The sequence below is a fragment of the Pseudomonas endophytica genome, from assembly GCF_001411475.1.
GTDB classification, from domain to species: Bacteria; Pseudomonadota; Gammaproteobacteria; order Pseudomonadales; family Pseudomonadaceae; genus Aquipseudomonas; species Aquipseudomonas endophytica.
This window is the reverse complement of record NZ_LLWH01000128.1, coordinates 1-2,315: the sequence shown is the minus strand read 5'-3', so window position 1 is coordinate 2,315 and position 2,315 is coordinate 1. Positions and strand designations below refer to the sequence as shown.

At 58.1% G+C, this 2,315-nt stretch carries 3 protein-coding genes; all 3 read right to left on the bottom strand.

What is annotated here, in order from left to right:
- Positions 1 to 53 precede the first annotated feature (53 nt).
- From AQS70_RS09750 to AQS70_RS09740, 3 genes are read right to left on the bottom strand one after another with little or no spacing between them, the layout of a single operon-like run.
- Positions 54 to 389, bottom strand: coding sequence for a DUF3325 domain-containing protein (locus AQS70_RS09750; protein ID WP_055102596.1), 336 nt, complete (start codon positions 387 to 389; stop codon positions 54 to 56).
- A gap of 1 nt (position 390) precedes the next feature.
- Positions 391 to 1,929, bottom strand: a complete 1,539-nt coding sequence (locus AQS70_RS09745; RefSeq protein ID WP_055102595.1) for a PepSY-associated TM helix domain-containing protein — start codon at positions 1,927 to 1,929, stop codon at positions 391 to 393.
- A complete protein-coding gene (locus AQS70_RS09740; protein WP_055102594.1) occupies positions 1,926 to 2,216 on the bottom strand; it encodes a hypothetical protein in 291 nt (96 codons plus the stop codon). The genes AQS70_RS09745 and AQS70_RS09740 overlap by 4 nt, the downstream gene beginning before the upstream one ends.
- Positions 2,217 to 2,315 lie beyond the last annotated feature (99 nt).

Genomic DNA, 2,315 nt, shown 5'->3' with positions numbered 1-2,315 from the left:
CTTTTAAAAGATCAAAAGATCGCGAGCAAGCTCGCTCCTACGCGGTGATGGGCTCAGCTCAAGATACTCATCATCGTCCACACCGGTGCGAACCCCAGCGGCATCCACACCGCCAGCCGTGCGCGATAGGGCAATAACATCAACAACGTAAAACCACTGAGCGAGATCAAACCGAACCAGCCAATCGGCCCCATGGCCCAGCCCCACGCCAAGCCGCAACAGTAGAAACTCAGCGCCAGGCTCAGCCAACCCGCTGCGCGCAACAGACGCCGCAGCCCAGCGGACGGCAGCTTATTCCAGACTTGTTTGTAGTGCCGCTCCAATCCTTGGCACAAGGCAAGCATGCCGATGTAGGCAAACGCCCAGGCCGCAAAAAAGTTCGCCAGCATGTCAGTTCCCCTCCGCGAGCACTGCGGCTTTTTTACGTGGCGCCCGCTCGGTTTGTGGTTGCGATACTTTCCAGCACGCCCACATCAATATCCCGCCCAGCACGATGGCTGTCAGTTCTACGCCCATCCGGCTGTGCAGCGCCCATGGCTGATTAACGGTGAACAGGCTCAACACCGGTAAAGCCACGCACATCACACCCGCCAGCGCCAGTTGCTCTCGCCATGCGTGCATGCGCGGTCGCAGTAACGCGTGCACGAGGCTTACGCCCCACACGCCAAAGAACACCGATAACTCTGCCTCTCGGCGCTCAGCCATGCCCACCGGCAACAGGTGATTGCCCCACAGAAAAGCGATGCACGCTAGGCTCAAACCGGCCATGACCGTCACGTTTAGGGCCTCGATCACATGATAAAAGCCTTGGGCTACGCGGCTTTCGCTGGCGTATTTACGACGACGTTTGACCGTGAACAGCACCAGCCCGGTGGCGATCATCGCGCTGCTGATGAGCCCGCAGATGAAGTACACCCAGCGCATCGAGTAGCCGCCAAACTGAGCAAAATGCATCCCGGATATCACTCGATGGGTGAGCACTGAAGCACGCATTTCGGTGGGCCCGGACAGTTGCTCGCCCGTCACCCCGTCAAAACGCATGCCCCCACCTTTGATCAAGGCAATGCGGTTGCCCAGAATCGGACGAATCTGGATCACGGCATCACTCATGCCAGGGTTGGTAATGCTCACGCCACTTAATGGCCCCATCACCTCCCGGGCTTTGGCCAGCAGTGGTCCCATAGCCACCAGCGGTGCCGGTTCGCTGGTTACCGAACGCTTAACCTCAACCACCGCAGGCGCAGCGTCTTGAGCTTTGAAAAAAGCCTCGCGGTTGCCATCGAACAACGCGTCCATCGCCGCGGGCATGTAGATCACGAGGAAAATGGCCAGCCCGCTGTAGGTAATCATCAAGTGAAATGGCAGCAATAACACGGCGCTGGCGTTATGGGCGTCAAGCCATGAACGCTGACCTTTGGCGGGGCGGAAAGTGAAGAACTCCTTGAAGAACTTTTTATGGATCACTACCCCGCTGATCAATGCCGCGAGCATGCCCATGGCCAGCGCGCCAACCACATAAATCCCGAGCATGCCTGGCATAAATAAGGTGAAGTGAAACAAGAAGAAGAATCGCCCACCGGCCGATTCGCGCACTGGTAAAACCTCACCCGTGTTTGGGTCTAGCGTGACCGAAACACCGTCCCGACGCCCACCTGTCGAGGCGCGCAACTCTGGCGAGCGCTCTTCAGGCAGGCTAATGCCCCATTGCTTGGCATCCGGTTTGTGTTCACGCAAATAACCCAGCGCACGCTCCACGGCCTGCTCATCGGTCAGGTGATGCGCAGGCAGCTCCGGGTGCATCCAGTTGTCGATCTCTTGGTCAAACACCGCCAAGCTGCCGGTCAAAAAGATCGCGAATAACAGCCAGCCCACGATCAGTCCACCCCATGTGTGCAGCCAAGCCAAAGATTGGGTGAGGGTTTGCTTCATCCGAGACGCTCCAGCAGTTGTGGCCAAAACCCAATGGCCGCCAATGGCAGCGCCAGCACGGCGCCCATCCAGGCTGACCACTGATGCCGGGCGATAAAAGCCCACAAAATGGCGCAGGTGTAGATCGCAAACGACAACAGGCTGGCCACCAACATGGAGTCCACGTTGTCCAGCGGTAATAGTCGCGCCAACGCCGCCGTAAAGGCGTAGGTAAAGACATAACCGCCCACCATGGCGGCCAGTGTGCGAGACAGAATCGGCATCCAGGCCGACGAGGCAAGTTTCATCTATTTAATCCTTCATCAGCCCCAATCACGGTTTTGTTCAAGCCAAATGTGACAACGGCGCGACACCTGCTGAGGATGTCGCGCCTGCGATTACCTGCC